Here is a 22,709-nt window from a genome sequence, read left to right as displayed (position 1 = left end):
GCTGTATCTCGGCGGGGCCTATCGGTGCCAAATGGCGCCAAATGGTGCTACCCTAGTGTTATTGCCACCTGTTACGACAGGATCGGAAGAAGACCCTGGGACCCCAGCCGGACGACTGGACCCAGGGTCTTCGCCTGCCTCTAGAGGGAATCCGGGGTGGGACGGTTGAGGACCACTTTCTCGTGCAGCTTCTCCCAGTACTGCTCTTCCCCTAGATGGAAGGAGTTCAGTGCTCCCAGAACGGCATCTGGAATCCAGAGCAGGGGATCATCGCCACCGCGTACGTGTCGCAGTCGGATGCCAGCACTTTGTCCCTGGCCCTGCAGGGCAACTATATGGGCGACGTCTCGCCTGTTTTGTGCTTCTTGCCGGCTCTCCAAAGTGACGTTGTGGACGTGCATCTCGGAGAGCTCGAAGTACATCTGCTCCAAGCATTTCCTGCGGTGCCTCTCCGTCTTCTTGCTCACTTCACTCCGGTGGGTGATGATCGCTTGCATTCTGATCGCATATGTTTTGTTGTCCATTGGAGATGGAGAAAGCTGGCGCCGCAAGTTGACACTGCTGATGGCGGACTTTCCAACCATCGAAGGCATAAGTCCTGAGAAAGATATGGGGTTCCCCGCTGAGTGGGGCGAGTTAGATATTTGGAATGTCGAAAAGCGTGAATAGTAGAGACCTATATTGTGCAGGAATTCTTGTTTTGTGGAGCAACGTCCCGTTGCCCCACTTCTCAAGAAGATCGTTCCGCGCGCAGGAGCTCGTCAAAGCGATAGGTGCCGGTGACGGCGGTGTCATCGTCGAGAAGGTACAGGCGCTTAACGGAGACAACGATTGCTTCGGCAATGTCATCGCGGCAGTCCGGGTTGGTGAGGACTGCAATATCCTTCGGGCTGGTCAGGTAACCCAGCACCACCTGTACAACCGGCATCTGAGTCAGACGCAGCAATGCCCACGTGCGGCCGTGGTTGCGGCAGTTACCCAGTTCGGTGCGGGCAACGATCTCACGCTGGATGAAGCCGGAGAGCGTCTCGCCGATGAGTGAGGAGTTGCCGGACTCCGAACCGAAGTAGAAGGTGGCCACGCCGTTGGCCTTGTCCGTGGGATACTCATCGCAGGCCAAGGAAATCACCAGGTCAGCGCCGAATGCGTTGGCCAAGCCCGCGCGGTCACGGATGGACGGGTCATCGGTGCGCGGGCGGGAGATGATGGTCTCCATGCCGGCGGCAATCATGCGGCCAGCTACGCGCTCGGCCAAGTCCCAGAGGATTTCTTCCTCCGTGATGTCACCGTAGCGGCCCTTGACCGTGCGGCCCTTGTTGAAGCCGCCGAGGCTCGGGTCAATGACGACGCGCTTGCCGGCCAACTTCGGACCAGCGTTGCGCACGCGCTCGCGCTCTTGGATGTTGTGGGCCGAGCCGCCAGTAATGCGACGACCCAGAAGGCTGAGCGCATTGATGGTGTTCGGCCCGCACACGCCATCGCTGCGCAGGCCACAGTTGAGTTGGTATTCCGCCAAGGCAGCGTAGGTGTCCGGGCCGAAGTGCCCGTCGATGCGCTCTTGGTAGAAACCGAGCTCCTGCAGCTGCTCTTGGAGCTGCGCGACATCATCGCCCACCTGCAGGTTGCCCGGCTCATAGGCAAGCACGCGGGCGCCCAAGGTGTAGGAGGCCTGGCGCAGCTCGCGGAGGGTGAGGTCATCAATCTCGCCGCTGGGCACGATGCCGCGCGACTGCTGGAAGGCCTTCAGAACCTGGGATAGGGCGGCGTCAAAGTGCTTATCGGTCTCGGAGTACTTTTGCTTCTTCCAGTCGGACAACGTCCCCTGGTAGTCCGTCATGAGGCCGAGGCGGGCTAGGGTTGCGCGTGCTTCGGCAACGCGAACACTCTGGTCACCAACACGTAAAACGCGGTTCACACCTACCCCTTTCGTGATCAAGGTTGGCGCACAGGGGTGCGCCGTCAACGGGTTAAAGGATACCAGTTAGAGCTGTTTTCTTATCTGTGCCACGATGTCGTTCTTAGAACGCAGGCCAACAAACTCATCAACCTTCTCGCCGTTGTTGAAGATCAGCACAGACGGGATGGACATGATCTGGAACATTGCACCCAGGGTGCGCTCTTCGTCCACGTTGACCTTGACCACGGAGACATCATCGCCCAGCTCGTCAGCGACCTCTTCGAGGATCGGGGACAGCTTCTTGCACGGGCCGCACCATTCCGCCCAGAAGTCGACAACAACCGGCTTGCCGGCCTCGACGACGTCCGCGCGGAAGGAATCAGTCGTAACGTTCTTAATGTTGCTCATGTGACTATTAACGGTTCTCGGCGAGGAAATGTTCCGCATCAATTGCCGCCCGGCAGCCGGAGCCGGCAGCGGTGATGGCCTGCTGGTAGTGATCATCCACCAGGTCACCGCAGGCAAAGACGCCCGGCAGAGAGGTCTTGGTAGAAGGCTGCTCCACCTCGACGTAGCCGGCGGCGTTGGTGGCCACCTGGCCCTCGAGGAAGCCGGAGCGCGGGTCGTGGCCAATCGCCACGAACATGGCGGTGACGTCGAGCTCGCTGAGCTCGCCGGTGAGCACGTTCTTGACCTCGAGGCTGCCGACCTTGCCGTCCTTTTCCAGGACGCGCTCCACGGTGGTGTTGGTCAGCCACTTGATCTGCTTGTTCTCCTTGGCGCGCTCCAGCATGATCTTGGAGGCGCGGAAGTTCTCGGAGCGGTGGATGATGGTCACGGACTCGGCGAACTTGGTGAGGAAGGTGGCTTCCTCCATGGCGGAATCGCCGCCGCCGACGACGGCAATGTTGTGGCCCTTGAAGAAGAAGCCATCGCAGGTGGCACATGCGGACACGCCGCGGCCGGCCAGCTCGGATTCGCCCGGAATGCCAAGGTAGCGCGGTGCAGCACCGGTGGCGAGGATGACCGTGTGGGCCTCAAATACCTCGTCGCCCACGTGCAGCTTCTTGATCTCGCCCTCGAGCTCGATGGAATCCACAACCTCCATGCGCAGGTCCGCGCCGAAGCGGATGGCCTGGGCGCGCATCTCCTCCATGAGCTCCGGGCCCATGATGCCCTTCTGGAAGCCCGGGTAGTTCTCCACCTCGGTGGTGTTCATGAGCTCTCCGCCGTATTCGAAGCCTTCGAAGACGATCGGGTTGAGTTCCGCGCGCGCTGCGTAGAGGGCTGCGGTGTAGCCGGCGGGGCCGGAGCCGACGATGGCGACATCGTGGATAGTCACTAAAAACTCCCTTAAGACGACAATTCCTGTACAGAATCTGGTTCATGTCCGCGCCTCGTGCGCGGAGGACCGGAGGTCCGGTGGACTGTTAGACACTGAGATTCTACTCGGGCCTAGTCTATCGCCGCACGCAACGCCTGACGCGCCCGGGCACGCCGTGACTTCACCGTGCCGGGAGCCACGCCCTGAACCTTGGCCACCGTGGCGATGGGATAACCGGCGACGTCCGTCAGGTACAGCGCCTGGCGCTGATCCTCGCGGAGGGTCTGCATGGCCTGGGCCACCGTGATGTGCTCCGCTAGGTGTTCGCTGGGGTTGTGCGCGAGCGCGTAGTTGCGGTCATCCTCAATGATGTCGGAGTCCAAGGAAGCGTTCTCCCGGTTGGAGCGGTGGTTGAGGAAGTCGTAGCCGGAGTTCATCACCAGCCGGTGCAGCCACGTGCTCAGCGCGGCATCGTGCCGGTAGGACTGCATGTTGCAGCTGGCCTTGAGCAGGGCCTCCTGCACGATGTCCTGCGCATCGTGGTCGTTGCGTGTGTAGCGCCGCGCCATGGCGGTCAGGCGCGCGCGGTGCTTTTCGACGATGGCCGAAAAGGCCTTGGTATCTCCGCCAATGAAGGCGTCGACGAGTTCACGATCGGTCGGCTGAGCAGACAAGAAGAATCCCCCCGGAAACTACAGATGACAAACGGGTCACCACATGCCCCGGCCGCAGCCTGCTGGTGTGTGATTGTCCCCCCGTTAATGTGTCTGCGAGTCTACGGGAAGATTCTTCTGTCCGCTACGCGAAGCTTCCGCTTCGCAACGCAGTAAGCAGGATGCTTACTGCGTGGAGTTCAAATTTAACGTGTAACGCGGAGCGTTAATGACGTTTCGCGCTATTGGGATAGGTTGAAGAGCGCTGTCTCTAACTCCGGTTTTCGTTCGGCCCCGGCCCATTCCGCTACCTCGTGTGTAGAATCTGCAAGCGGTATCGGGCCGTTGAAATCTTAGGTTCACCCACAGTTCCCGTGCCTGCACGCATCGAGAAGGACCAGGTGGTGAACTCGAATGACTCGCCTGGTCCAACGTGTGTGTGCGCTCGGCGCGTGGTTTAACTCTTATAAGACTTGCCGGTTACAGCCTCAGCGTTTCGCTCGTGCAGCCCGCAGGCCGTTCAAGATCACGATGACTTCGGCGACTTCGTGTACCAAGACGACGGCGGCCAGGCCCAGTACACCGCTGATCGCTAGTGGCATCAACACGATGATGATGGCCAGAGACAGCACGATGTTTTGGTTGATGATTCTGCTGCCTCGGCGGGCGTGCTGCAGCGCCTGGGGGATCAGCCGGAGGTCGTGGCCGGTGAAGGCGACGTCAGCGGACTCGATCGCGGCGTCAGAGCCGGTCGCTCCCATCGCAATTCCCACCGTTGCGCCCGCCAGTGCCGGCGCGTCGTTGATGCCGTCGCCGATCATCGCCGTCGGCGTCTTGGAGGAGAGTTCGGCGACGATGCTTGCCTTGTCCTCCGGTCGCAGCTCGGCGCGCACGTCGTCGATTCCGGCGATTTCAGCCAGCGCCCGGGCGGTACGAGTGTTGTCGCCGGTGAGCATGCTCACTTCCACATCGTTGGCGCGCAGGGTCTGCACGGCGTCGGGCACCTCGGGCCGCAGCTCGTCGCGGACGCCGATCGCTCCGGCGAGGGTGTCATCGACGGTGACCAGGACGCAGGTCTGGCCTTCGGATTCCATGCGCTCAACGTCTGCCTTCAGTGGCCCGGCGTCGATCCACCGGGGGCTGCCCACCAGCAGGCGTTGGCCTTCGACGGTGCCGCCGATGCCATGACCGGCTTCCTCGCTGATGTCCAGGGCAGCGGGCGCTTCGGGCTCCGCCGCCGCGATCGCCGCGGCGAGGGGGTGCGTCGATTGCTGCTCAACTGCCGCAGCGAAAGCAAGCACCTGAGCCCGATCGAATCCCTCTGCCGGGACCACTCCGTTAACCTCGGGCTGGTTGCGGGTAAGGGTTCCGGTCTTGTCCACCGCTAGGTGACGGATGCCGCCGAGCCGCTCGAACGCCGCGCCGGACTTGATGACCACGCCGAACTGGCTGGCCGCGCCGATCGCGGCCACGACCGTCAGCGGCACGGAGATTGCCAGCGCGCACGGCGACGCTGCGACCAGGACCACCAGCGCACGGGTGATCCAAGTCTCTGGGTCACCCAGCAGCGAGCCGATCACGCCGACCAGCACCGCCAGGATCATCACCCCGGGCACTAGGGGTTGGGCAATTCGGTCGGCGATCCGGGCGCGGTCACCCTTCTCCGCCTGCGCCTGCTCGACGAGGTCGACGAGTGTGGTCAGCGAGTTGTCCGTTCCAGCTGCGGTCGTCTCTACTTCCAGCACACCGGCGGAGTTGATCGCACCCGCGGGCACCTCGTCGCCGGGTGCAACCTCCTCCGGAATGGATTCTCCGGTGATCGCTGAGGTGTCAAGGCTGGAGCGTCCAGACCGAATGATGCCGTCCGTGGCGATCCGCTCTCCGGGGCGCACGAGCATCAGTTCGCCAGCCACGAGGTCCTTCGCTGCGACCTTGACCGACGTGCCGTCGCGCAGCACCGTCGCGGTCTGCGGTACCAACTTCAACAGTGCCCGCAGTCCGCCCTGTGCCCGGTCCATTGCCTTGTCTTCCAGCGCCTCGGCGATCGAGTACAGGAACGCTAGCGCCGCGGCCTCTCCGACGTAACCGAGGATTACCGCGCCGACCGCGCTGATCGTCATCAGCAAACCAATGCCGAGCTTGCGCTTCGTGACAAGGTTTCGGATCGCGCCGGGCGCGAACGTATACGCCCCTAGCAGCAGGCCGACCCAGAACAGTACTGTCGCGGGTGTCTCTACCCCGGACCAGTCCAGCGCCAGGCCTATGCCGAGGGCTACGCCGGAGAAGATCGGCAGTAGCAACTCGGGGTCCTTCCACCATGGCCGATCGAGTTCTTCGACCTCTGTGGCGGGTTCGTGTGCGCATCCACACGCCGAGCTCATGCGTCCGCTCCCTTCTCGCCGCAGCCGGGTACCGAGCATTCAGGGTCGATGCACGGGGCGTTTTCGTCGACAGCCAACGTCGCGTTCACCAGCGCGTTGAGCGCTGCCGCGAGGTGCGGATCGGCGATTTCGTAGCGTGTCTTGCGGCCCTCCGGCTCGGCGACGACGATGCCGCAGTCGCGCAGGCAGGTCAGGTGGTTCGAGACGTTCGAGCGGGTCAGGTCCAGGTCGCGCGAAAGCACGGCCGGGTAGCTCGGGCCGTCGAGTAGTGTCATCAGGATTCTGGAGCGCGTCGGATCCGCCATGGCCCGGCCGAGCCGGTTCATGACGTCGAGGCGTGAAGCAATGGTCAGCATGTGCTGAACAATACATCGTGTGCTGAACGATTCAAAATGCGCTGAACTGACAGTTATGCGAAGGTCCTGCGACCTGCAAGAATTAGTCGATGGGATAGCAGATGACTGCTCCTTTGTGGTTCGGCTGCCACCCAACGCGGGAGCGACGTGGGCGGCGAGGTTCTCGAGAAAGTAACTTTGCAACTACATACCGTGGAGTTTAAGCTACAAGTTTAAGCTACAATGTGTAGCTAAGGGCCCTATTAATAGCGTTTGACAACACGCGCTCCCATTTACCTTTGTATCTCACGAGACGCTGACGTGGATGGCCGCACCATTGACCGGCAGCGTCAGGACTGTGAAGCCATTGCAAAGCAGCGTGACTTGCACGTTGGACATAGGACTTAACGACGTCGATCAGTCCATTTCCGCGTCAAAGAAGAATGTGGCTCGCCCCGACTACGACGCCATGGTGACATCCTTTGAACGCGGTGAAATCGAGGCGATCATCTGCTGGGACCTCGAACTACCCGCCCCACGTCGGTGGACAGTCCGATCAGTCGGACAAAATTACTCCCGTACCGCAGCGTAATCAGGGGTGCACCTTAAAAACATTCGGAGGTGAGGGTAACTCCCCCTCGTTGCCCAGATACAGAATGCGCCAGTGGCATCTGTACGACGAGCCGAAGGTAGGACGAATTCCAATCCAGAGATGTCTTGCACTGTTGCGGTGCGGTTGTCTTCCTTCTCACCGTATTGCACTCCGCGAAATTAATTGGATACCATAGGCTCATGTTGATTTCAGGTTCTGTTTTCATGCGGCCGCTCACCAACCGCTAAGGCGGTTTTCTCCCTCCCGCAGGTTAAAAACCGCTCCGGTCCTTTAGCCGGGCGGCCATTTGCCATGCCCGGCTCCGTTTCAACTCCACGGAGCACACCTGATGTCTACATACGGATACGGCCGTCACGAACATGGCCAAAATTTTCTCACAGACCACAAGATCATCAACTCAATAGTCGATCTTGTAAAACAAACCTCCGGCCCCATCATTGAGATCGGTCCAGGAAGCGGTGCCCTCACTCGCCCGATATCCCACTTGGGGAGAGCAATAACGGCAGTTGAGGTAGACGCAAAACTAGCTGCAAAACTCACAAAAAGGACCGCCTCGGCGGCGGTCGAAGTGGTCCAGGATGATTTCCTCAACTACCCGTTACCCGTCACTCCCTGCGTCATTGTGGGAAACATTCCCTTTCACCTCACCACTGCCATTCTTCGAAAGTTGTTGCATGCGCCGTCATGGACTGACGCTGTACTCCTCATGCAGTGGGAAGTCGCTCGCCGCCGGGCCGGGGTAGGCGCAAGCACAATGATGACGGCTCAGTGGTCCCCGTGGTTCACATTTCACCTTGGTTCCCGAGTACCAAGGTCTGCGTTCCGGCCACAGCCAAGCGTTGACGGGGGGATCTTAGTGATCCGCCGGGTGGGTGATCCGAAGATCCCGATAGAGCAACGCAAAGCCTTTCAGGCGATGGTGCACACCGTTTTCACCGCCCGGGGACGCGGGATAGGGGAAATTCTCCGAAGGGCAGGGTTGTTTTCATCACGTTCAGAGACGCAATCATGGTTGCGCTTGCGAGGAATTGACCCCGCAACCCTACCTCCTAGATTGCGCACCAGCGACTGGATCGATCTCTTCCAGGTGACTGGTTCCTTTCCACCGCACCATCGGCCTATTTCACAATCGGGAAGTAGTCAACGCCCTCCTCAACGGAAAAAACGAGGCCGGCGGCGTTAACCCCCGCCACCAAAACCGAAATCCACCAGTAGTAGTGGACGACCAGTGCTGGTCTACCGTGAGCCGGGTTATGACAGTGATGTGTTCTCGTCGGGCACAGTCATAGTTCCCGGCGTTGCCGGCGACAGGGTTCTATACCCGGCAGCGGGGCCGATCAAAATCACCCGCACGGGGAACGACCCTGCTGGTGGTTTTGATTTTGGTGAAAGCGAGGAGGCATAGCCCCTCGCCAACTCCCCGCAGCTGGCGAACAGTAGCTCCTGGCGCTGGCGCTCATTGGTGAGTTTTCGTGCCGCACCGAAGCATTATCTACTCCGCGGTCCAATTCGTCGTGAGCCTTGAGAAGAATTGGGTCCTTCGATAACGGGTTGTAGTGATCCTCGAGTGACCGCTCGGGGTGCCGCTCGCGTGCCCGCAGCACCAACTGTCCAGCGTCGATGATTCGCTGCTGTGCCTTCTCATCTAGTTCACACAGAGCTGGTCCGCAGTGGTAACTCCCGATGTATTCCGAAAAATGAACAAATGAATAGTGGGGATACATCAACCTTCCATTTTCCATTCTTCCGGCTCAGGGTATTGAGGAATCTGGGACCGGGTCCGTAACCCGTGCCGTGCTTATTGCGCGGCACGGACGCGGTGCGCGCGACGCAGCGCATCCTGGCACTCCAGCAGCACGCGACGCAGCGCGCGGGGCCGCTCGGAGCTGAGGAACTCGCTCGTGGCGGCATCAGCCATGGCAACGTCCGGGTACAAGCCGCGCACGAGGCGGTTGGCAATCTCGATTGGATGCTCCTCCCACAGCTGGGCCAGGGAGTCGACGTACTCCTGGGCAAAGGCCTCGGTGAGGTGGCCTGAGCGTGGAGCGTTGAATGCCGCGAGAAGGGAGTCCACCTCCGCATTGGAGTACTTACCTGGCGTGCGCACGAGGTCGAAGACCTCCCGCTTGACCTCGGCCGACGGGAAGGCGTGAGAGGCACCCAAGTAGGCGGCGGCGCCGGTCAGTGTGTTGTCACGCTCCTTTTCTGCATCCAGCTCTTCGGCGCTGACGGCATCGCGGGCGGCTAGTGCGCGGAGGATGGACCAGCGAATGTCTGGGTCGAGGGCGAGGCCGTCGAGGGAGCCGTCGAGAAGCGCGCGCAGGCGCTGCGTACCGGACTCCTCTGGGGTCGCAGCCAACGCCTGGATCGCGGCGCGAGCTAAGGTGAGCTGAGCGTCGGATCCGGCCGGTGACTGCTGCAGCACCTGCCACAGGCGCTCTGCGTAGTCGGCGCGGATGTCCTCGCGCGACTCCTCGTCCACGAAGTGGTCGATGGCGTAGCGCGCATTGGCAAAGGCGGTGGTGAGAAGAGTCGGGTTGGCCTCCGCCGGGGCGTGATTGAGCACGGTATCGAGGTAGGAACGCACTGGCCACTCGCCATCACGGGTGAGATTCCACAGGGAGGTCCAGATGACCGCGCGGGAGAGCTCATCCGGCACCTCCGACAGGCGGGTGCGGATGGTCTCTAGGGAGGTATGGTCGAAGCGGACCTTGGCGTAGGTGTGGTCACCGTCGTTCAGCAGCAGCAACGCCGGCGCCTGAAGTCCCGACACCTCGTCGAGGATGGTGCGCTCGCCCTCCAGATCGACGTCGAGGTTGGCGTACTTGGTGAGGGAGGCGTCGAAAAGCGCCAGGTTCAGGCGGTGCGGGCGCGTGGTGTCCTCGGCATCCACGGTGATGGCGAGCTCGTGGATCGTGTCACCATCCGTGTGCAGCTCAGGTGTGAGCGTATCCGGGCCCCACGTGCGCAGCCACGCGGTGGACCAAGCGTCGAGGTCACGATCGGTGTGCTTCTTCAGGGCCGTGAGCAGGTCCTCGAAGGTGGCGGCGCCAAAAGCATGCTCTTGGAAGTAGTCGCGTGCGCCGGCGTAGAAGTTCTCGCGGCCCACGTAGTGGACCAGCTGCTTGAGCACCGCAGCACCTTTGGCATAAGTAATGCCATCAAAGTTCTGGCGCGCGGCATCCACGTCCGGGATGTCCGCCTTGATGGGGTGCGTGGTGGGCAGCTGATCCTGCAGGTAGGCCCAGTTTTTGCGCTGCCCGGCAAAGTTGACCCACGCCTCGGTGTACTCGGTGGCGTGCACGGAGGAATCCGCGCCCATGAACTCCGCGAAGGATTCCTTGAGCCACAGGTCATCCCACCACTGCGGGGTGACCAGGTCACCGAACCACATGTGGGACATCTCGTGCAGGATGGTGTTCGTGCGCGCGGCATGCTGCGCGCGGGTAGCGGCGGAACGGTAGAGGTAGTGCTCCGTAAAGGTCACCAGGCCGGGGTTCTCCATCGCGCCCAGGTTGTACTCCGGTACGAAGATGGAATCATACTTGCCCCACGGGTACGGGTAGCCAAAGTTCGCGTGGAAGAAGTCCATGCCCTGCGCGGTGACCTGCAGGATCTCATCATCCAGGTACTCCGCCATGGAGGCGCGGGCAAAGGCACGCAACTCCACCGTGAGGGAGTCATCGGGCGCGGTCCAGGTGCTGTGCTTGGCGACGTACGGCCCAGCCGCGAACGCCGTCAGATACGTCGACAACAGCGGGGTTTCGGCGAAGTGAACCGTGACGTTGCCGTCTGCCGCCTCCTCGCGGGCGACCTCGGGCTGATTGCTGAGGAGCTGCCAGCCCTCCGGCCCGGTGAGGTGCACGGTGTAACAAGCCTTGAGATCCGGCTGGTCAAAGCACGGGAAGATGCGGCGCGCGTCAGAGGGCTCGAGGTGCGAGTAGAGGTACGTCGTGCCATCGGCCTGGTCGTGCATGCGGTGCAGGCCCTGGCCGGTGCGGGAGTAGTAAGAAGAGCCGGTAATCTCCACGGTGAGCTCCTCCCCCACTGGGAGATCCCGGAGGTACACGCGGCCGCCGTCGAAGGTGTTCTCCACCTCCTCGCCATTGACACGCACCGAGTGGACAGCCTTGCCTAGGTAGTCCACGAAGGTCTCGGGCTCGGTGGTCGTGAACGTAATACGCGCGGTGACCTCGTAAGAATCAACGTCGGTGGGCGCGTTCGTGACGTCAAGGTGCAGGTCATAGGTGCTCAAGCGCAGCGCGGCGCTGCGGGCGGTGGCTTCTGCGTGAGTGAGGTTGGCGGTAGTCATGCGCTACATCTTAAACGCCGCTGCGGTGCGCATCACAGAGTGGTCAGGAAAGAATCCACCGCGTGTTGGGCCCGCGCTGTGGGCCATCCGGATCGATACGCGCTTGGCCTATAGTTCGTAGGTGGCGCAGTATTCTTATGACAATTGCCCGGTCTACTCCCAATGCTTCGCTGACTTGCATGACTTGGGCAGCGGTGTGGCACAGCAGAGGACACAACAGCCAAATCTTCCTCGTAGAAAGTGAATGCTGTAATACACTCGATCGTTTAAGAACACAGCAAAAACTGGGTACTGGGCTAAATCCGCAACCTGTTTTTCGACAAGACTTTAAATCAATATTCAGGGGCTTGGGTTATACGCCCTGCATAGCCCGAAAGGAATCTCATGTGGCTTGACGGATACCATCAGCACTTCGGAAAGATGCTGGAAGCTTTCCTTTCAACAACAGTACCCACGACACTTGCAGACCTTACGCCTCTTCAGCGCAAGCAGGTCACCGATGGCACAAAAGAGTTTCCCTTCGAGATCGTACTCGAAATCTTAAACTCTAAACACAGCTATGAAGAGAAAGTATCCCGCATCCTCGCCATCAACGGCACATGGATGAATGCGATGTCAGGGAGTCAGTGGGCAATTGGCCCTTTAAGTAGCACGGCCCACTCCGAAAGAGTAGGTATAGGAATCAGATGGGACGAGATCGCATTTTCACCGTTGTTAAACATCGCAGAGAACCTTATCGATACGTATCCCATCTGGCCGGGCGTGCTTATGGAATTTTCTCACATGCAAGAAACTGATCGTGATTACTACCGCCAGCGAATTCAGAAAAACTAGCACTGCTACCACCAGATAGGTACCAGCCCAAACACTAGAACCTGTTCTCCATCGTTCGCCTCTCATTGTTAAAAAGTTGTTGCCCGTAGCGCCGACATGGGTACTACGGGCAACAACTAAAAATTACTGCCTACGGGCAGGTTTCGTGCTTGATGGCTTACTGCTTGATGGCAGAGACCTCGAGCTCAATCTTGATATACTCGGAGACCAGCACGCCGCCGGTCTTCAACGGAGCGTTGAAGTCGATGCCGAAGTCGGTGCGGTTAATGGAGGTCGTGGCCTCGAAGCCCAAGCGGGTGTTGCCGAAAGGATCCTCGGCTACGCCGGTTTCTTCTACCTTGAAGTCCACGGACTTGGTGGTGCCCTTGATAGTGAGGTCACCGGTGACCGTGCCCTCGCCTGCCTCGTTAACGTCAAACTTGGTCGCGGTGAAGGTCATCTCCGGGAACTTCTCAACGTTGAAGAAGTCCTCGTTCCTTACGTGTTCATCGCGCTCAGCGTTGTTGGTGTCGATGGACGCAGTCTTCACAGTGGCGTTAGCGGCGGACTCGTTAATATTCTCCGCTACGGTAAGGGTGCCTTCAAACTCATTGAAGTTGCCGCGCACCTTGGTAACCATGGCGTGGCGGGCCACGAAGCCAATGGTGGTGTGTGCTGGGTCCAGGGCGTACGTTCCTGCAGTGATAGTCATGGGTTCCTCATTTCATTCTAATGTTGACGTGACAACAATAATTATACGACCCTTCTCACAGCCGTCAAGGGTTATTGTGCGTCAAAAGCCAAATCCCCAGACCTGCAACCCGCAACCTGCAGGTGGACGTCGTCAAGCGCGTGGTGCGTATGAACCAACGAACAGGGAGTTGCGGGCTCCAGGTCTGGGGATATGTGGGGAGCAGTGTTAGTTAGTCGGGATACCCACCAGGGTGGCCTCCTTCAGCGTGACGGAACCGGACTTGGGCATGTCTGTGAAGAGGATGAGGGCGCCGTCGAAAGCCATCGGCTTCTTCTTGAGATCGATGTCCTGGCGGGCGCTCGTGAGGGTGCCATGCGCGAGCTCGGTGAGCGTGGAGGACTCCGGATCCGTGGGGTCGAACTCCTCCCTAGTCACGCCGTAGACCACATACTTCGCGCCGATGGAATCCTTCTGATTCAGTGGCAGAACATGCAGCTGCGTGGGCGTGTCAATGCTGAGGAGAAGACCGGCGTCCGCGTCCTTGGTGGTCCATTCACCGGTGACCTCCTTGCCCTCCGGGACGGAGGTTGACTGCACGTCCTTCAGCAGCACCGCGGGCACGTTGGGGAAGGTTGTCTCCGCAGAAGATTCCGTCTTGGTCACGACGGGTGAGGTCTCTTCATCGCCAACCTGAGAGAGAATCCACACGCTGAGCGCCGCCATGGCCACGACGAAGACGGTGGCCAGCACGCCGAGCACGATGATGCCGGAGCCGGAGTAGCCGCGGCCGCCAAAGCCTGGTGCGGGGGTCGGGTCCTCCTTGCGCGGGGTCTCCTCCACAGGGACCTGAAGGGTCTCCTCGCCGTCTTCGCCATCGCCGCCGTAGGCCGCTAGGCGGTGTGCGATGTCTTCCAAGTCGGAGTCCTCCCCTACCTCCGCATCAGCGGCGATCTCCTGGAGGACCTCCGGGGTCGGGCTCGTGGATTCCACCAGCAGGGAGATGGCAGAGGAGAGCGCGGAGCGGTCGGTCTCCTCGTCGTTGCTCTGCAGAACCGCCGGGAAGGCCAGCGTGGCGATACCCTCGGTGGAGATGCGGATGCGGTTGCGGTTCTCCATACCGAGCACGAGGCCCGCCGCATGGGCGGCGGCCGTAGTGCGTACTAGCGGTACCAAGGCGTGAGCGACGGCGCGGGGATCGAGGTCCTTATCCTCCGAGACCGTCTTGAGCGAGGTTCCCTCTACCCAATCCGCCACGACGAGGCAGCCCTGGCGGTAGGACAGGATGTCGATGTTCTCCGCCACGGCATCCAGTTCCATCTCCGCTAGGCGGCGCGTGGCGCGAGACACCTCTGCCGAGCGGCGAGCCGCTACGGCGGGGGTCGCCGGGGCCATGGGGGCTTCGCCCGTCGTGTCGACAAAAGTCAGCGAGACCTCGCGGCCGGTGGCCTGTTCGCGGGCCTTCCAGAAGCGTGTGCCCGGGGCTGAGCCGTAGTCCTTGAGGAGGCGGAAGCGGCCATCGGAGACCGGGGCGCCTGGGACCAGGCGCGGACCGCGGACGATACCGGCGGACATCGGTGGCGGTACCGGCGAGGAATTGAAGGCATCCACGCTGAAGATCGGTTGGAACTCCAGCTGATCGGGGGCCTCGACCTCGATGGCCTCGGCATTCTCGATCTTGATGAGGCGAGACATGCCCGGGATACGCTGCAACTGGCGGCCCAGGTTGATGACCTCGGGCAAGCCGGAACGCGAAAGCACAAGACCGGTCACGAGGACAAAGACGATGCCGACGACAGCCAGACGAACCAAGTTCACCACGGCGGGCAGCGAAGCCGGCAGCACAAGGTTCAGGGCCCAGTTGAGGGCGTAGACCACGAGGAGGCCAACGAGTGAGGACAGCACCGACCAGATGGTCGTGGCTACCACCGCACGGCCGCCGAGGCTGCCGAGTTTGCGCTTGAGCAGGAAGCCACCGATGACAGCACCGGCGACAAAACCGAAGCCGTTTGCTGTACCCAGCAGAATGACGACGCGCTCTGGGGAGTCCGCCACGTGCGGGGCAAGCAGGGAGAGGACCACCTTGGTCAAGGTAATGCCGGCGATGATGAACGTTGGCGTCCAGGCTTCCTCGCGGGCATAGAACACGCGCAGGTGCAGCAGCACGAGCGCATACGGGATCAGCGTGAAGGCGGAGAAGCTCACGGTGAGGCCGAGGAGTTCGGCAGCCTCGGCGTCAAAGGCGCCGTACTGGAACAGGCCACGGGCAATCGGAATACCGAAGCCGGTCATGAAGATGACGATGGGGATCAGCGCGATGAAGGTCAGCTTCGTGCCCAGCGTGAGGTCACGAACCACGGCCTTGACATCGCCGTCGGCAGCGTTGCGCGATAGGCGCGGCATAATCGCCGTGAGGAGCGTGACGCCGATGACGCCATACGGCACCTGCAAAAGCAGCCAGGCTTGCTGGTAGGTAAAAGGTGCGCCTTTATCGGCATGGGCTGCCACGCGGGAGGTAATGACGTAACCCAGCTGGGAAATGGCCACGTAGGCCACGATGGCCATGGCCATGCCACCGAACTGTTTGAGCCTGTCATCCAATCCCCACAGTGGCTTCAGGTTGATGCCCGCCTTGGCAAGATATGGGAACAAGATGAGGCACTGCACGACCACACCGGCCGTCGTACCCAGTGCCAAGAGCAGCACATGCCCATCCGTGATCGGCGAGGGCGCATCGGGATGCAAGCTGCCCGGAACGAGCTGATAAGCCACGAGCACCGAGATGGAAATGATGTTGTTGACCACCGGCGCCCACGCGCCCGGACCAAAGATATTCTTCGTGTTAAGCACCGCTTGGAAGAGCGCGAATAGCCCGTAGAAGAAGATCTGTGGCAGCAGCAGATAAGCAAACGATGTGGCCTGGATGGCGTTGACCTTGCCATCCTCGGGCAACATCATGCGGGTCAGCTGCGGGGCGAAAATGCACGACAGAACCGTAATTGTGGCCAGCAACGAGAAGGCCAGCGTGAATAATCGCCGGACAAAGGCTTCGCCGCGGTCGGAGTCTTCCTTTTCCGCGCGGACAAGCACGGGCACAACGAGCGAGGTCAGCACCGCGCCCAGCACGATCTCCGTGATGAGGTTGGGGAGCTGATTCGCCGTGGTGAAGGCAGAAGAAATCGCTGGGCCCAAGGAGGAGCCGATGAGCACGTTGCGGATGAAGCCCGTGATACGGGAAATCAACGTTGCAACAGCCATCGAGCCCGTGGCGCGCACGACGGCACCGTCGGAGTTTGTATCACCGGAGGACTCGCCCGAGGTTGCCTGGGATTCTCCCTTCAGACCTGAACGGTCTTCGTGTTCGTCGTCGACGGCAACGACGCCGCTCGGCGCGCGCTTTTCCGGGACCGGTGCCGGTGGGGAGGGCGTGACAATGCGTCGACGGGCACCAGACAAAGGTTCATGTGTCATAGAGAAAACTATCCGTGAGTGTTCTTTTTCTTCCGCTTACCCAGCCGGAACAGTGCGGCTAGGACGAGGACGAGCGCGGCAACGATACCGGCTCCATACACGCTAACGATACCGGCCCGCGTCTGAACGGTGATATCAATTGGGTCTGAGATCAGGTGCTCAGACGGGGTAGCCAGCCATAGCCGCAACGAGGTGCGGTCGGCGTCGCTCGGCAGGTCAGCGGTCATGGACACGGTAATAGATCCCTTAGCCGGGATGTGAACCGAGTCCTGCGTGTTGAGGGTGGCGCCGTCGGGGGCGTCGTAGGCCAGGTGGGCGTCGACAGGCAGCGGCAGCCCATTCTCCGCCACGATGAGCAGCGGCGAGGATTCCGAAACGCGCGTGTACACATTGCCCGGTGGGATGAGTGAGACCGAGGCTCGCAGATCACGCAGTACATCCGCGTTCTCTTCCAAACGCTTGCGGCTATCTTCCACCGCTGGGCGGAAGCCGCGCAGGCTTGTGCGGCGCGTATCGCTGAGCACGGCGAGTAGATCGCGGCGCAGCGGCAGCGTGAATTCATAGCGCGTCATGGCAATGGCTGGGTCATTGACCATGATGGACATGAGCTCATCGGTATACCGCGCCTGTTGGGCTACCTGGGTAATCTCCGCGTCGTGGAAAGCGGCGGGGTTAACATAGGGGCTTCCGGGCTCGCCCTCGCTTGATTCGATGGGCAGCGTCGTCACCGGCCGCGGGGAAAGATGCTGCGAGTTCAGTAGGCGCTGGGCGGTGTCCATGACCGCGCGGGCGGCGGCGGGATCGTGGTAATTCGGCAGCTTGGCCACGAGGCCTTCCGGCTCCTCGTCACCGCCGTGCAGCAACTCCTGTGAGGCAATGCTTAGCGACGCCCCCGCTGACAACGCCCGCGCCTGTTCCGAGTCTTCCGCGAAGTCATAGCGCATCTCTGGGTTGGAATAACCCGTGGTCTGCGGAAGAGACCCGGTTTGGGCTAGGAGTGCGCCGAGCGAGGCATCGAACGTCACCGCTTTGCCGGCCCACGCGGAATTATCTGCGACAAGCATGGGCACTGAGAACTCATGTTCGCTGATGCCCGTGGCCGGCGCGGTCAGCGAGGTATTCAGAGGATTCCCGAGTACCCGCTCAACTGTCTCCGCTCCTTGTTCCACTGCCTCGTGCGTGAGCCGCTCATTGCCTACGTGGGCCACGGCGTCTGTGTCGGTGTTCGCCCACGGCATGAGCATGCGGCAGTCGAGGCCCTTGAGCTTGTCCAGCCAGGCAGCAGCATCCTGGGAATGCTGACCCGGCTCACCACGGTCATTATCCGAGCTGGAGAACCAGGAATCACGCAAGCGTTTCGGGCGCTGCGCAATGGGAGGCCGTGAGTCGTTGACCGTGTAGCCGGAGGCGATGCGGGAGGCGGCGTCGACAAGCGCCGGATCCAGAGCCACGCACCCGGACCCGTGCAGGTCATGGTCCACGTAGATATCAAGTAGCTGATCCAAACGCCCGCCCGGCGCCATCTGCTCCGGCAGTTGCTCGCTCTGCAGGATGAGATCCTGACCACCGGTATCACCCGGCACCACATCGACCTCCGCGGTGAGCGGATAGATAATGGAGAACGCGCGCGGATTCTCCGGAGCATCCTGTGTACCTTGAAAATCCAGGATCGTGCGTTCCTCCGCAAAGCTTGCGGTCTGGCCATCGCGGGTGCCGGTCAGGGTAAAGAGCACCGGGTAGGCACCGGGCTCCGTAATGGCCAGCGTGGATTCCTCTCCCAGTGCTGTGGGAACCGCGACGGTCACTTCTCGGCTCTCCCCCGGCTTCAAAGCCCCGCTGGACTCAGAGGGCCCATAATAAGGAAAAGAACCCACAGCCAGCTCTTGGCGGGCCTGCGTGGTGGATCGCACTGCGTCGCTGCGGCGGGTAGTTATCTGCAGGTTGTCCACCGCGCTGTCGGTGGGGTTATGGATCTTTAAGGTCATCTCGACGGTGTCCCCTACCCGTGCTTCGCTGGCACTGAGCAGGCTGAGCTCCAACTCGTCCGGCCCCCGTGAACCTAACCAATACTGCGCATTCGCCAGGCTGTCTTCTTGAGCCTCTGCCTGTGCCGCCGGGGTAACGCACCCGAGCGCTAGCGCCGCAGCCAGCGCTACGCGCCACCCATGCCGGCTCACCGGGGAGTCGCCTTTCCCGCGGCGGCTTCCTTTCGCGCGAGATCCGGCAACAGATCATGGGCAATGCGCGCGAGCTTGCGCTCATCCGCATAGGCCAAGTGCTCAATGAGCTCGGAGACGGGGATCCAGGAGACCTCGGTGACCTCCGGATCCTCATCATTCATGATGCCGTCCTCAAAGCGCAGCAGGTGGTGGTGCACGGTCTTGTGGATGCGCACGCCATCGGAGACGAACCAATAATCAATCATGCCGAGGTCCGCGAAGACCTTGCCATAGATACCGGTCTCCTCCCACACCTCGCGCTCGGCGGTGAGCTCCTTCGGCTCGCCGTTCTCCACGTGGCCTTTCGGCATGGACCACAGCAGACGGCCGCGGCGATCCAGCCTGCCGATGAGCGCCACGTAGATCTGGGAGAGGTCTACGTTTCCGTCAGTGTCGACGGCTTCCGCCAATCCGGACACGACGAGACCGCCCGCGGACGTCTCATCCCGCGTGGTCATGCGGTTGGTGGACGCGCGCTGCGGGCGTCCCGTGCGGCGGTTCCGGCTGCCCGCGCCCCGTCGGCGGCGGCGCTTGGAGCCTGGCGTGTTCTTAGTCATCCCTGCTAATCGTAGTAGACTTCGATCCGTGAATTTTCAGGACACTCAGCTAATCGGCGTTCTCGCCCGCGCAGACGCTTCCCTCAGCCAGCTCAGTGGCCTCCTCCAGGGGCTGGTGGACCGCTTTGCGCTTCACGACGCCCCCCTCTACCTCGTCGGCGGCTCCGTCCGCGACGCCCTGCTGGGCCGTCTAGGCAATGACCTCGACTTCACCACGCCTGCCCGCCCCGATGTCGTGTACTCCATCCTGGAGGAGTGGGCAGAGACCGTCTGGGACACCGGAATCGATTACGGCACGGTATCCGCTGCGTACAAGGGTCAGCAGATCGAAATCACCACCTTCCGTTCCGATAGCTATGACGGTGATTCCCGCAACCCGGAGGTCGTCTACGGCGACACCTTGGAGGGCGACCTCGTCCGCCGTGATTTCACGGTCAATGCCATGGCGATTGAGCTGCGTCCCGACGGTACCCGGGAGTTCCACGATCCCATGGGCGGCCTGCAGCACCTGGCGGACCGCGTCCTCGATACTCCCGATGCGCCGGAGATTTCTTTCCACGATGATCCCCTCCGCATGCTCCGCGCGGCACGATTCGCGGCGCAGGTGGAGTTTGACGTCGCCAAGCGCGTGCGCACCGCCATGACCGACATGGCTGGGGAAATCCAGCGCATCACCGTCGAACGTGTCCAAGTCGAGCTCAACAAACTGATCTGCGGCACTGCGCCGTGGAAGGGCATTGACCTGCTCGTCGAGACCGGCATTGCGGACTACATTTTCCCGGAGATCCCGGCCCTGCGCATGGCGCCCGACGAGCACGCGCAGCACAAGGATGTGTACGCGCATTCCCTCACCGTGCTGCGCCAAGCCATGGAGCAGGAGGAAGACGGCCCTGACCTGATTCTCCGCTGGGCCGCGCTGTTGCATGACATTGGCAAGCCGGATACGCGCGATACCACCGATGGCAAGGTGAGCTTCCACCACCATGAGGTCGTCGGCGCCAAGCTCACCCGCAAGCGCTTGCGCAAGCTCAAGTTCCCCAAGGCCACCACTGAGGACATCGGTCAGCTGGTCTACCTGCACATGCGCTTCCACGGCTTCGGTGATGGCCAGTGGACCGACTCGGCCGTACGCCGCTACGTCACCGACGCCGGCGATCTTCTCCCCCGCCTGCACAAGCTTGTGCGTGCGGACTGCACTACCCGCAATGAGCGTAAGGCCCGCCGCCTTCAGCGCACATATGACCAGCTAGAGGAGCGCATCGCGGACATTGCCGCGAAGGAAGATCTCGCGCGCGTGCGCCCGGACCTCGACGGCAACGAGATCATGGAGATCCTTGATCTCAAACCCGGCCCCGAGGTGGGCCAGGCATGGTCTTATCTCAAGGAGCTGCGCCTTGAGGAGGGCCCGTTGGAGCGCGACGTTGCTATTGCGAAGCTGCGCGAGTGGTGGAATTCTAGATAGGGATGTACGCAGATAGACTTTTCAACGCTCTCGAGCGCAATGAACCGGCCCCTGGCCAGCTGCTTGTTGCTGCTCCCGACATCCTCGTCCCGCACTACAACCGCTCCGTTATCCTGATCACTGAGCAGCTGGGCGGGCGTACGTATGGTGTCGACCTGACCAAGCGCTCTGAGATGGCCGTGTTTAACGTCATGCCGGAGTGGCTACCTGCGGTGGCTAAACCGCAGGCCCTCTACATTGGTGGTCCGCACAATCAGCAGGCGGCCCTCGGCGTTGCCATGACGCGCCAAGGCGTGGATATTGAGAAGTATCCGGCGCTGAGCCGCCTCGCCCCGCGCTTGGCCATGGTGGATCTGCGGGTGGGCCCTGAGGAGATTACCGAGCTTGTTGCCGGCATGCGTCTCTTCGTCGGCCTCTTCGAGTGGGAACCGGGCGAGCTTGAGGCCGAAATCGACCGCGGCGACTGGTATGTCGCGCCCGCTCTCCCCCAAGACGTGGTTTCTTCCGGCTCCACGGATACGTGGTCGGATGTGATGAAGCGCCAGGCTATGCCCCTGCCGCTTTTCTCCACCTTCCCGCGCTACATCGACGAAGATAATTAGTGTCCTTGCGCGCGCCGTGAACTAACATTTGTCCCATGCGTTCGGAGATTGTCACGGCGGTGAAAACCTGCATGGCTATTGCCGTGGGTGTCGTCCCGCTTGGCCTTGCTTTCGGTGTGCTGATGGTGCAGACCGGCTTCGACTGGTGGTGGACTCCGGTGTTCTCCGTCATCATCTACGCCGGCTCTATGGAATTTCTTGCTATTTCCATGGTCACGGGCGGTGTCACCCCGGCGGTTGCGGCATTGACTGGCTTCATGGTGAATTTCCGCCATATCTTCTACGGCCTCACCTTTCCTCGGGATGAGATTCGCAATCCCCTCGGCCGCGCCTATTCCACCTACGCGCTGACCGACGAATCCTATGCCGTCATCTCCGCTCTCCCCCGCAACTCGCGCCCCAGTGGCACGTTCGTGTTCACGGTGCAGCTTTTCTGCCAGCTTCTCTGGGTGGGCGCCGGCATCATTGGCGCGCTCGCGGGCCAGGCTATCCCTCCCTCAGTGAAAGGTCTGGACTTTGCGCTGGTGGCTCTGTTCGTTGTCCTGGCCATTGACTCTTTCCAGAACAACAAGGATTATTCTCTCCCCCTTAGCGCCGCGGCCTTAGGAATCTTGGCTGGATTCCTTTTTCCGGGACAGCTCCTCATGGTGACGCTGACCGCATATTTCTTGTTGTTGTTGCTGCGCTATGTCTCCCCGCGCATTGATGGTGCGATGCTCTTGCGTAAGGAGAAGCCATGCCAGCCGGAGTAACTCTTAGCACTATCCTGGCGGTGCTTATCCCGGTGGGGATCGTGACGGTGCTGCTGCGCTGGCTTCCCTTCGCCTTCGTTAAGGCCCTTAAAGGCAGCAACTTTATTACGATGCTGGGCTTCACCATGCCGGTGGGCGTGATGACGGTGTTGGTGGTTTATACCTTGTTCGGAGCCACTCGTGACACGGGAAACCTCATCGCCCCCCTTGCCGCCGCAGCGTTTACCGCTGCCCTGCATCTGTGGCGTCGCAACTCCGGTCTTTCGATCTTTGGCGGCACCGCGTTCTACATGCTCTTAGTGAACTGGGTCTTCTAGAGGTCACCGTAGAGCGCGGTTGCCTCGGTCCACAGGGAGTGAAACTCCATAGCGCCGATAAATTCGGCGTCGATATCTGGGAAGTCGTCGTAAGTATTGGGATGGGGCACAACCTGCTGAGGGATATCCGCATTGCCCACCGAGGCCTGCGGGGTGGCTGCACCGACGATAGATTCATTCGGCGCGAGCGCAATCATGCGCTGCATGGAGCAGGCGGTCTCACTAATTTCCTGCATCTCCGCGATATGGACGGCGGTGCCTACTTCCGGGATAGACATGGTGGTGCGGACGTAGAGAGTTTTCATGATGC

21 protein-coding genes and 1 pseudogene are annotated in these 22,709 nt (G+C 61.2%); 8 read left to right on the top strand and 14 right to left on the bottom strand.

Annotated features, from left to right (window positions below; translation table 11 throughout):
• Positions 1–140: 140 nt before the first annotated feature.
• Positions 141–467, bottom strand: coding sequence for a hypothetical protein (locus tag CSING_RS12890; protein ID WP_144403149.1), 327 nt, complete (start codon positions 465–467; stop codon positions 141–143).
• A gap of 16 nt (positions 468–483) precedes the next feature.
• Here CSING_RS12890 and CSING_RS13690 point away from each other — a divergent pair, with 16 nt between their 5' ends.
• On the top strand, positions 484–669 hold the full coding sequence (locus CSING_RS13690) for a hypothetical protein (protein WP_158407814.1): 186 nt from the start codon (positions 484–486) through the stop codon (positions 667–669).
• A gap of 61 nt (positions 670–730) precedes the next feature.
• On the opposite strand, the gene CSING_RS12885 is transcribed toward CSING_RS13690, so the two are convergent.
• From CSING_RS12885 to cmtR, 6 genes are all read right to left on the bottom strand, one after another.
• Positions 731–1,915, bottom strand: coding sequence for an N-acetylmuramoyl-L-alanine amidase (locus tag CSING_RS12885; protein ID WP_042532949.1), 1,185 nt, complete (start codon positions 1,913–1,915; stop codon positions 731–733).
• 66 nt (positions 1,916–1,981) lie between these two features.
• The gene (gene trxA / locus CSING_RS12880) at positions 1,982–2,305 is read right to left on the bottom strand and encodes a thioredoxin (protein ID WP_042532947.1); all 324 of its coding nucleotides are present in this window, start codon (positions 2,303–2,305) and stop codon (positions 1,982–1,984) included.
• 7 nt (positions 2,306–2,312) lie between these two features.
• Positions 2,313–3,239, bottom strand: a complete 927-nt coding sequence (gene trxB / locus CSING_RS12875; protein WP_042532945.1) for a thioredoxin-disulfide reductase — start codon at positions 3,237–3,239, stop codon at positions 2,313–2,315.
• A 113-nt stretch (positions 3,240–3,352) separates the two neighbouring features.
• Positions 3,353–3,895, bottom strand: coding sequence for a sigma-70 family RNA polymerase sigma factor (locus CSING_RS12870; RefSeq protein ID WP_042532943.1), 543 nt, complete (start codon positions 3,893–3,895; stop codon positions 3,353–3,355).
• Positions 3,896–4,362: 467 nt separating this feature from the next.
• Positions 4,363–6,255 carry a heavy metal translocating P-type ATPase gene (locus CSING_RS12865; RefSeq protein WP_042532941.1) on the bottom strand — a complete coding sequence of 631 codons (1,893 nt, stop codon included), beginning with the start codon at positions 6,253–6,255 and terminating at the stop codon, positions 4,363–4,365.
• Positions 6,252–6,611, bottom strand: a complete 360-nt coding sequence (gene cmtR / locus CSING_RS12860) for a Cd(II)/Pb(II)-sensing metalloregulatory transcriptional regulator CmtR (protein WP_034662574.1) — start codon at positions 6,609–6,611, stop codon at positions 6,252–6,254. The genes CSING_RS12865 and cmtR overlap by 4 nt, the downstream gene beginning before the upstream one ends.
• Positions 6,612–6,948: 337 nt before the next feature.
• On the opposite strand from cmtR, the gene CSING_RS13445 reads away from it, so the two are divergent.
• Positions 6,949–7,182 (top strand): hypothetical protein, encoded by a 234-nt coding sequence (locus tag CSING_RS13445; protein ID WP_236683989.1) that lies wholly within the window; start codon positions 6,949–6,951, stop codon positions 7,180–7,182.
• A 349-nt stretch (positions 7,183–7,531) separates the two neighbouring features.
• Entirely contained in the window at positions 7,532–8,386 is an 855-nt protein-coding gene (gene erm / locus CSING_RS13440) for a 23S ribosomal RNA methyltransferase Erm (protein ID WP_070536900.1), read from the top strand.
• 160 nt (positions 8,387–8,546) lie between these two features.
• On the opposite strand, the gene CSING_RS14170 is transcribed toward erm, so the two are convergent.
• Together CSING_RS14170 and pepN are read right to left on the bottom strand one after the other, a co-directional pair.
• On the bottom strand, positions 8,547–8,927 hold the full coding sequence (locus CSING_RS14170; RefSeq protein ID WP_321969374.1) for a type IIL restriction-modification enzyme MmeI: 381 nt from the start codon (positions 8,925–8,927) through the stop codon (positions 8,547–8,549).
• Between the two features lie 74 nt (positions 8,928–9,001).
• Positions 9,002–11,515, bottom strand: a complete 2,514-nt coding sequence (pepN, locus tag CSING_RS12855; RefSeq protein WP_042532937.1) for an aminopeptidase N — start codon at positions 11,513–11,515, stop codon at positions 9,002–9,004.
• 384 nt (positions 11,516–11,899) lie between these two features.
• Between pepN and CSING_RS12850 the strand changes: the two genes are divergently transcribed.
• Positions 11,900–12,349 (top strand): hypothetical protein, encoded by a 450-nt coding sequence (locus CSING_RS12850; RefSeq protein ID WP_042532935.1) that lies wholly within the window; start codon positions 11,900–11,902, stop codon positions 12,347–12,349.
• 157 nt (positions 12,350–12,506) lie between these two features.
• Here the strand turns inward: CSING_RS12850 and CSING_RS12845 are convergent, their stop codons facing one another.
• From CSING_RS12845 to CSING_RS12830, 4 genes and pseudogenes are all read right to left on the bottom strand, one after another.
• Entirely contained in the window at positions 12,507–13,040 is a 534-nt protein-coding gene (locus tag CSING_RS12845; protein ID WP_042532933.1) for a YceI family protein, read from the bottom strand.
• Between the two features lie 207 nt (positions 13,041–13,247).
• Entirely contained in the window at positions 13,248–16,490 is a 3,243-nt protein-coding gene (murJ, locus tag CSING_RS12840) for a murein biosynthesis integral membrane protein MurJ (protein WP_042532930.1), read from the bottom strand.
• A gap of 8 nt (positions 16,491–16,498) precedes the next feature.
• Positions 16,499–18,667 (bottom strand): hypothetical protein, encoded by a 2,169-nt coding sequence (locus tag CSING_RS12835; RefSeq protein WP_052471434.1) that lies wholly within the window; start codon positions 18,665–18,667, stop codon positions 16,499–16,501.
• Positions 18,664–19,248, bottom strand: a pseudogene (locus tag CSING_RS12830) (NUDIX hydrolase); the annotation flags it as partial. The gene CSING_RS12835 and the pseudogene CSING_RS12830, both read right to left, overlap by 4 nt.
• Positions 19,249–19,294: 46 nt before the next feature.
• On the opposite strand from CSING_RS12830, the gene CSING_RS12825 reads away from it, so the two are divergent.
• Genes CSING_RS12825 through CSING_RS12810 form a run of 4 tightly spaced genes read left to right on the top strand, consistent with a single transcriptional unit; the run spans position 19,295 to position 22,399 of the window.
• Positions 19,295–20,728 (top strand): CCA tRNA nucleotidyltransferase, encoded by a 1,434-nt coding sequence (locus CSING_RS12825; protein ID WP_042532927.1) that lies wholly within the window; start codon positions 19,295–19,297, stop codon positions 20,726–20,728.
• A 2-nt stretch (positions 20,729–20,730) separates the two neighbouring features.
• Positions 20,731–21,330, top strand: a complete 600-nt coding sequence (locus CSING_RS12820) for a YqgE/AlgH family protein (RefSeq protein WP_042532924.1) — start codon at positions 20,731–20,733, stop codon at positions 21,328–21,330.
• A gap of 35 nt (positions 21,331–21,365) precedes the next feature.
• Positions 21,366–22,082, top strand: coding sequence for an AzlC family ABC transporter permease (locus tag CSING_RS12815; protein WP_042532922.1), 717 nt, complete (start codon positions 21,366–21,368; stop codon positions 22,080–22,082).
• Complete coding sequence (locus CSING_RS12810) at positions 22,067–22,399, top strand: branched-chain amino acid transporter permease (RefSeq protein WP_042532919.1); 333 nt, start codon at positions 22,067–22,069, stop codon at positions 22,397–22,399. Before CSING_RS12815 ends, CSING_RS12810 begins: the two co-directional genes overlap by 16 nt.
• Here CSING_RS12810 and CSING_RS12805 read toward each other — a convergent pair.
• A complete protein-coding gene (locus CSING_RS12805) occupies positions 22,396–22,704 on the bottom strand; it encodes a hypothetical protein (RefSeq protein ID WP_042532917.1) in 309 nt (102 codons plus the stop codon). The genes CSING_RS12810 and CSING_RS12805 overlap by 4 nt on opposite strands.
• Positions 22,705–22,709: the final 5 nt, after the last annotated feature.

The sequence above is a fragment of the Corynebacterium singulare genome, assembly GCF_000833575.1.
Lineage (GTDB): Bacteria > Actinomycetota > Actinomycetes > Mycobacteriales > Mycobacteriaceae > Corynebacterium > Corynebacterium singulare.
The sequence above is the reverse complement of the archived record's forward strand: the minus strand, read 5'-3'. Positions and strand labels throughout refer to the sequence as shown.